Genomic DNA, 7,994 nt, shown 5'->3' with positions numbered 1-7,994 from the left:
TTTCTAAAAAGCCTTATCAGTTGCATTTCTTTTTTTAGATGATTACTATTAAATCAAACAATAGTCAAAGATGGTCAGAGAGGTGGTGCCAATGCAAAACATCACAGATATCATCGAAGCCTATTTAAAGCAAATTTTACACGACGAAAAGACGATTGAAATCAAACGTCAAGAAATTGCACAACGTTTTGACTGTGTTCCATCACAAATCAATTACGTCATTAATACTCGTTTTACGGTCGAAAAGGGTTATTTTGTTGAAAGTAAGCGGGGCGGCGGTGGATACATTCGGATTCAAAAAATCGTTGTGCTCGATAGTCACGATCTATTAGACGAAGTCAGTTCATGGATCGGTGATCATTTGACGGAACAAGCTGCAGAAGATTATTTGATTCGTTTGATGAACGAACAATTACTGACGCGGCGGGAAGCTATTTTGATTCAATCGCTGTTGCAAAAAGAGAGTTTGCCAATGGCGGTCGAAGATCAACACCGGATGCGTGCCCACTTGATGCGGACGCTTCTTCAAACCATGAAGCGACTCTAGTCGTCGGACATTGGAGGAATGCACTATGCGTTGTCAACGATGTGGCGAACGAGAAGCAATCGTCCGTGTCAAACTCCCACAAGAGTCAGAAACCGATGAGAAGTTCTTATGCTCGGTTTGTGTACGGGAGTTAGCACGTGAATATCAAGGGACGGCATGTCCGTCTTGTGGTATGACCCGTCAACAATTGCTTCATCTTCGTAAAGTCGGTTGCCCGACTTGTTATTCATTTTTCAAAGACGAAGTCGACGGCATGGTTCGTCAGTTCCAACACGGTCATACGCAACATTATGGTTCACGCCCTGATGAGGAATCCGTGGAAAAACGATTAAACCAGCAGCTTAGTCGACTCAAAGAACAACTCAACCGCAAAATCTTAGCAGAAGATTATGAAGAAGCAGAAGTCATAAAACAACAGATTGAGAGTGTCGAGGAGGATTTGCGTCATGTTTGAAGAGTTGCTTCAACACCCTTTAAGCGAATCGATGAATCAATCTTCTCCCTTTGACGACATCGTCGTTTCGACACGAGTCCGTTTGGCGCGCAATACGACACGTTATCCGTTCTCAACGATGTTGTCAGAAGCACAAGCCAATGCACTCATTGAAGAGACGGAACGCCAACTAAATGGGATGAAAGGGTTCCGATTTGGTCGTGTCGATCAGGCGGATGTCCTGACCCGAACCGCTTTAGTAGAAAAGCATCTAATTAGTCCGGCGTTAGCGAGTCATCCACGGACAGGACTCTTCATTAGTGAAGATGAGCAGATCAGTGTCATGGTAAACGAAGAGGATCATTTTCGAATTCAGACGTTATTACCTGGGCTACAGCTTGAAGAAGCGTTTCGGATCGCAAAACAAGTCGATCGCTTGATCAGTGAACGATTTAAAATTGCTTTTGATGACACGCTTGGTTATTTAACGACTTGTCCGAGTAACGTCGGAACAGGTCTTCGTGCTTCCGTGATGTTGCACTTACCGGGACTAGTCCTGACGAATCAGATTCAAGGCTATATCAAACACTTACGACAGTTAGGATTCGCGATTCGTGGGCGTTACGGTGAGGGAAGCGATGCTTCTGGTCGCATGTTCCAACTTTCGAACCAACGGACGCTTGGGGCAAGCGAGGATATGCTGATCACGGACTATCAATTTGCGGTCGAAGCATTAATTGAAGCAGAACAGGCAGCACGAAAAGGATTATTGGAGATGTATCAAGAAGAACTAGAGGACAGACTATATCGTTCCTATGGCATCCTGACATCAGCTCGACTGATTACAGCGCGGGAAGCAACGGAACGGCTATCGGATGTCCGCTTAGCAGACAGTCTGGGACTAGAAGTCAATCTTCCTCCAAATCTTTTTCATCAACTGCTCGTTTCATTACAAACAGGTTTTCTACAAAAGCATTTCGGGAAACAATTAACATCTAGAGAACGGGACATCGAACGGGCGAAACGAATTCGGACGATGTTAACCGAACAGACAAACAGGGATCACACACAAGGAGGTTTTGCATAATGATGTTTGGACGATTTACAGAACGTGCACAACGTGTATTGGCACTTGCTCAAGAAGAAGCAGTACGGTTGGGGCACCACAATATCGGAACAGAACACATTTTACTCGGACTTGTACGTGAAGGAGACGGAATCGCTGCGAAAGCCTTAACAGCACTCGGTCTCAGTTCAGATAAAATTCAGATGGAAGTCGAAGCATTGATCGGTCGCGGACAAGATGGTGCAACGACGATTCACTATACACCACGTGCGAAAAAAGTCATCGAGTTATCAATGGATGAGGCACGTAAACTCGGTCACTCTTACGTCGGAACAGAACACCTCTTGCTCGGATTGATCCGAGAAGGAGAGGGCGTTGCTGCTCGTGTCTTAAATAACTTAGGCATCAGTCTTTCAAAAGCCCGTCAGCAAGTACTCCAGTTGCTCGGGAACAGTGAAACAACAGCAAACGCGTCGCAAGCAGGTTCAGGTGTCGCAACACCAACGCTTGATGGTCTTGCTCGTGATTTGACACAACAAGCGCGTGAAACACGTCTTGATCCAGTTATCGGTCGTGCGAAAGAAATTCAACGCGTCATCGAAGTCTTGAGCCGCCGGACGAAGAATAACCCAGTCTTGATCGGGGAACCAGGGGTCGGTAAAACGGCTGTCGTCGAAGGTCTCGCTCAACAAATCATCAACAATGAAGTACCGGAGACGTTACGCAATAAACGCGTCATGGTACTCGACATGGGAACACTCGTTGCCGGTACGAAATACCGTGGTGAATTCGAAGATCGTTTGAAAAAGGTCATGGATGAGATTCGTCAAGCGGGGAACATCATTCTCTTCATCGATGAGTTGCATACATTGATTGGAGCGGGTGGAGCAGAAGGTGCGATCGATGCATCGAACATCCTTAAACCATCGCTCGCACGAGGTGAACTCCAGTGTATCGGAGCAACGACTCTTGATGAGTACCGGAAATACATCGAAAAAGATGCGGCACTCGAACGTCGTTTCCAACCGATTCAAGTCGCAGAGCCAACAACGGATGAAGCGACACAAATCCTATTTGGTCTTCGCGATCGTTATGAAGCACACCACCGTGTGACGATCACAGACGAAGCGATTCAAGAAGCCGTCACATTGTCGGATCGATACATTTCGGATCGTTTCCTTCCGGATAAAGCGATCGATTTGATCGATGAAGCGGCATCGAAAGTTCGGTTGCGTTCATACACAGCACCACCGAACTTAAAAGAAGTCGAAGCGAAACTCGAAGGTATCCGTAAGGACAAGGACGAAGCTGTCCAAAGCCAAGAGTTCGAAAAAGCAGCAAGCCTCCGTGACACGGAACAAAAATTACGCGATGAGCTTGAGCGTTTGAAAGAGGAATGGCAGAATAAACAAGGCAACGAAAAACTTGAAGTCACAAAAGATGACATCGCACAAGTCGTTGCCAACTGGACAGGTGTACCGGTCACGAAGATCGCGGAAGAAGAGACGGATCGTCTCCTTCGCCTCGAAGAAATCCTTCACGATCGTGTCATCGGTCAAAACGAAGCCGTTAAATCGATTTCAAAAGCCATTCGTCGGGCACGTGCTGGACTGAAAGATCCAAAACGTCCGATCGGTTCGTTCATCTTCCTCGGTCCTACTGGGGTTGGTAAGACAGAACTCGCCCGTGCGGTTGCCGAAGCGATGTTCGGAGATGAGGATGCAATCATCCGGATCGACATGTCAGAGTACATGGAGAAACATGCAACGAGCCGTCTCGTCGGTTCACCTCCAGGATATGTCGGTTACGAAGAAGGCGGTCAATTGACTGAAAAAGTTCGCCGGAAACCGTACTCGGTCATCTTACTTGATGAAATCGAGAAGGCGCACCCGGAAGTCTTCAACATTCTCTTGCAAGTACTTGATGATGGACGCTTAACAGACTCGAAAGGTCGGACGGTTGATTTCCGTAACACGATCATCGTCATGACGTCGAACGTCGGTGCAAGTGCCCTTAAACGTAATAAATATGTCGGCTTCGCTGTTTCTGAAGATACAGATCGCGAATACAAAGACATGAAAGATAAAGTCATGGAAGAACTCAAACGGGCGTTCCGTCCAGAGTTCTTGAACCGGATCGATGAAACGATCGTCTTCCATTCACTCGAGAAACAGCACATCGAAGAGATCGTGAAGTTGATGGCGAAAACCCTTGAAAAACGTTTGGCTGAACAGGAAATTCATTTCGAATTGACACCAGCTGCCCTCTCGAAGATCGCCGATATCGGGTACGATCCAGAGTACGGCGCACGTCCAATCCGTCGTGCCCTTCAACGGGAAGCGGAAGACCGGTTGTCAGAAGCATTGCTCGCAGGTGATATCCAAAAAGGAGAGCATGTTGCGCTTGATGTCGAAGAGAACGAATTCATCGTTCGCCGGAATCACGTGAGTTCTGCCGCAACGGAATAAGCACTGAGCACAGGGCCAGCTTTCGCACTTTCTGAGCGAAGCTGGTCTTTTTTTGAAACAGAAAGGATGAATCGATTGGCTAAGTTAAAAACAAAATTCGTTTGCCAAAGCTGTGGAACTGAATCACCGAAATGGATGGGACGTTGTTCTGGATGCGGAGAATGGAACACGATGGTCGAAGAAGTCGTCGAAGAAAAAAAAGGACGGCGCGGTGCCGCTTTTGTTCATACGACGACAAAACAATTAAAGCCTGAACGCCTCGCGAATATCGTCTCGCAAGAAGAGAGTCGTGTCTTTACCGGAAGTGGTGAATTCGACCGTGTCCTCGGAGGCGGCATCGTTCCAGGTTCGATGGTGCTTGTTGGAGGAGACCCGGGGATCGGGAAGTCGACGATCTTACTGCAGACGAGTGCACGGCTTGCCCAACGTGGTGAAAAAGTGCTCTACATCTCAGGGGAAGAATCGCTTAAACAAACCAAATTGCGCGCGGAACGGCTTGGATTGCCGACACAGGATTTGTTCGTCCTCAGTGAAACGGACATGAACATGATTGAACGTGTCGTTGATGAAGAACAGCCACGGTTTTTAATCATCGACTCGATTCAAACCGTCTACATTGATGACATCCAGTCCGCACCCGGGAGTGTGACACAGGTACGTGAATGTACGGCGATGCTGATGAAAATTGCAAAGAGTCGTGGTATTGCGATCTTCATCGTTGGTCACGTTACAAAACAGGGTTCGATTGCTGGACCACGTTTACTTGAGCACATGGTGGATGCTGTCTTGTATTTCGAAGGCGAACGTCACCATACGTTTCGAATTCTGCGTGCTGTTAAAAATCGATTTGGTTCAACGAATGAGATCGGAATTTTTGAGATGCGGGAGTCTGGTCTTGAAGAGGTCTTAAATCCGTCAGAAATTTTCCTCGAAGAGCGGACATCCGGCGTATCCGGTTCAACGATCGTTGCTTCAATGGAAGGGACACGAACCGTCCTCGTCGAACTGCAAGCATTGATTTCACCGACGTCATTTGGGAATCCTAGACGGATGGCGACCGGAATCGATCAAAATAAAGTAGCGTTATTGATGGCCGTTCTTGAGAAACGATCGGGTCTTCTCTTACAAACACAAGATGCCTATCTCAAGGCAGCGGGTGGTGTGAAGCTCGATGAACCAGCGATCGACTTAGCCGTCTGTGTTGCCATTGCCTCTAGTTTCCGTGACAAACCGACGCGTCCGACGGATGTCGTGATTGGTGAGGTCGGTTTGACGGGAGAAGTTCGTCGTGTATCGCGCATTGAGCAACGTGTAGCAGAAGCAGCCAAACTTGGTTTTACACGAGCGATCATTCCGAAAAATAACTTAGGAGGCTGGACGTATCCGGACGGGATTACGATCGTCGGTGTCGAGAGCGTGGACGAAGCATTACGCGAAACAATTCCGTTTTAAGCTGGGATGACGTAAAAAATGGGGGAACTGTAATGGATATGTAAACAGTTTCCCCTCCTTCCGGCGTAGGTAGTTCAATTGAGTACATGTTACAATGAACTTAAAATAGGCAAAGGAGGTGAGAAGATTGAAAATCGTCATACGGGTATTTTTTGCATTACTCGGACTTGCCCTTGGGATCTTGTTGCTTCCTCAGTTTTTCCAATTGATTGAAACAGCGACAAGTACGACTTTCCCGGCATGGTTGATGAGCGAATACGTAACTGGAACGATTGGTGCACTCATATTCTTATTAATTGGATTATTCATTACGGATTCGGTAATTCGACTTCTCCGATTTTTAGAAGAACGACTCGTCAAAGCCCCAGTAGCAGATCTCTTTTTTGGTACGTTTGGTTTGTTGATCGGATTAGTATTAGCATTTCTCGTCAGTACGTTAATCGACTTAGTTGGGATTCCTGTCCTCAGTAATGTCTTAACGATCTTCGTGACCGCGTTATTCGGATATCTCGGCTTTACGGTCGGGTATCGAAAACGTCATGAATTGACGAAAATCTTCTTACGTAGCAACCAAAGTGAAAAAAAGACGGCACCTGAAGTCGTCGTTCCAGCAAAGTCGAATAGTAAAGTGCTCGATACGAGCGTCATCATCGACGGACGAATCACAGATATCACGAAAACAGGCTTCGTCGAAGGGAAACTGATCGTTCCGCAATTCGTCATCGGTGAGTTGCAGTACATCGCGGATTCTTCTGATACGTTGAAACGAAACCGTGGACGCCGCGGGCTCGATGTCTTAAAAGAATTACAAGAGATCCCTGGAGTCGAGGTCGAAATTTATGATGGCGACTTCGAGGATGTACCGGAAGTCGACATCAAATTGATCAAACTTGCGGAACTCGTTAAAGGAATCGTCGTCACGAACGACTATAACTTAAACAAAGTCTGTGAAGTCCGACATGTTCCTGTCCTTAACATCAATGACCTGGCGAATGCGGTCAAACAAGTCGTCATTCCAGGAGAAGAAATGACCGTCCTTGTCATCAAGGAAGGGAAAGAACAAAAGCAAGGGATCGCCTATCTCGAAGATGGAACGATGGTCGTCGTCGAAGGTGGAAAACACCTGATCTCGAAAACGATTGGCGTCGTCGTCACGAGTGTCTTACAGACGTCAGCTGGACGAATGATTTTTGCGAAACCACAGGAAAAATGAGACACTATGCCTAGAGAGATATCGAGAGGCATTCAGATAGACCCGCAACGGATTCGATTTCATGATCGAGTCCGTTTTCGGTGTGATGGAATGGATCACGATGATCAGTGAGATAGAAAAGAGGGAATGAGATGTCTACAGCCACATATCGCGTCGTCATCCCCGCTGCCGGTGCCGGTAAGCGGATGGGCGCAGATCGTAATAAATTGATGCTTGAACTAAGAGACCGTCCAATCATCGCTTGGACACTAGATGTCTTCGAGGCGGACCCGGCATGTGCGGAAATCGTTCTTGCGATCAATCCAATGGAGAAAGACTGGTTTACGCACGTCACTTCGTCCTATGCGACAGCCATCAAACTGGTTGCGGGTGGTGCCGAACGTCAAGAAAGTGTTCTCCGTGGTCTTGAGGCATTAGAAGGCGAAGGGATCGTCCTGATTCATGATGGGGCTCGACCGTTCATTTCACAAGAAGCGATTCATGCGGTCGTCCAGGCGGCAGTGTTGGATCAAGCAGCGATTCTCGCCGTACCGATCAAAGACACCGTCAAACGGATCGAAGCGAATCACATCAGTGAGACCGTTCCGCGAGAACACTTGATGGCAGCCCAGACACCACAAGCATTTGATCTTGCAACGATTCGCACGGTTCATGAAAAAGCGGCAACAAAATACCTAGGAACCGATGATGCAAGTTTGATAGAATGGGACGGAGGAAAAGTAACGATCGTCCACGGTCACTACGAAAATATCAAGATGACGACACCGGACGATCTATGGTTCGGTGAAGCAATTCTAATGAAACGAGGGAAATGA

The 7,994-nt window shown here is 47.2% G+C and carries 7 protein-coding genes; all 7 read left to right on the top strand.

The window, feature by feature from the left end:
• Nucleotides 1-91: 91 nt before the first annotated feature.
• The 7 genes from Q7C19_RS15240 (at nucleotide 92) to ispD (ending at nucleotide 7,994) form a co-directional block, all read left to right on the top strand.
• Nucleotides 92-547 (top strand): CtsR family transcriptional regulator, encoded by a 456-nt coding sequence (locus Q7C19_RS15240; protein WP_023466578.1) that lies wholly within the window; start codon nucleotides 92-94, stop codon nucleotides 545-547.
• 25 nt (nucleotides 548-572) lie between these two features.
• A complete protein-coding gene (locus Q7C19_RS15235) occupies nucleotides 573-1,001 on the top strand; it encodes a hypothetical protein (protein WP_023466580.1) in 429 nt (142 codons plus the stop codon).
• Entirely contained in the window at nucleotides 994-2,067 is a 1,074-nt protein-coding gene (locus Q7C19_RS15230) for a protein arginine kinase (RefSeq protein WP_290754255.1), read from the top strand. Before Q7C19_RS15235 ends, Q7C19_RS15230 begins: the two co-directional genes overlap by 8 nt.
• Nucleotides 2,067-4,514, top strand: a complete 2,448-nt coding sequence (gene clpC, locus Q7C19_RS15225; protein ID WP_035413120.1) for an ATP-dependent protease ATP-binding subunit ClpC — start codon at nucleotides 2,067-2,069, stop codon at nucleotides 4,512-4,514. Before Q7C19_RS15230 ends, clpC begins: the two co-directional genes overlap by 1 nt.
• Before the next feature lie 75 nt (nucleotides 4,515-4,589).
• The gene (gene radA / locus Q7C19_RS15220; protein WP_375092396.1) at nucleotides 4,590-5,966 is read left to right on the top strand and encodes a DNA repair protein RadA; all 1,377 of its coding nucleotides are present in this window, start codon (nucleotides 4,590-4,592) and stop codon (nucleotides 5,964-5,966) included.
• 127 nt (nucleotides 5,967-6,093) lie between these two features.
• Nucleotides 6,094-7,179: a PIN/TRAM domain-containing protein gene (locus tag Q7C19_RS15215; RefSeq protein WP_290754263.1), complete on the top strand. Its 1,086-nt coding sequence runs from the start codon at nucleotides 6,094-6,096 to the stop codon at nucleotides 7,177-7,179.
• Between the two features lie 131 nt (nucleotides 7,180-7,310).
• Nucleotides 7,311-7,994 (top strand): 2-C-methyl-D-erythritol 4-phosphate cytidylyltransferase, encoded by a 684-nt coding sequence (gene ispD, locus Q7C19_RS15210; protein WP_035413128.1) that lies wholly within the window; start codon nucleotides 7,311-7,313, stop codon nucleotides 7,992-7,994.

This window comes from Exiguobacterium sp. PHA03, assembly GCF_041945985.1.
Classification (GTDB): Bacteria; Bacillota; Bacilli; order Exiguobacteriales; family Exiguobacteriaceae; genus Exiguobacterium_A.
The sequence above is the reverse complement of the archived record's forward strand: the minus strand, read 5'-3'. Positions and strand labels throughout refer to the sequence as shown.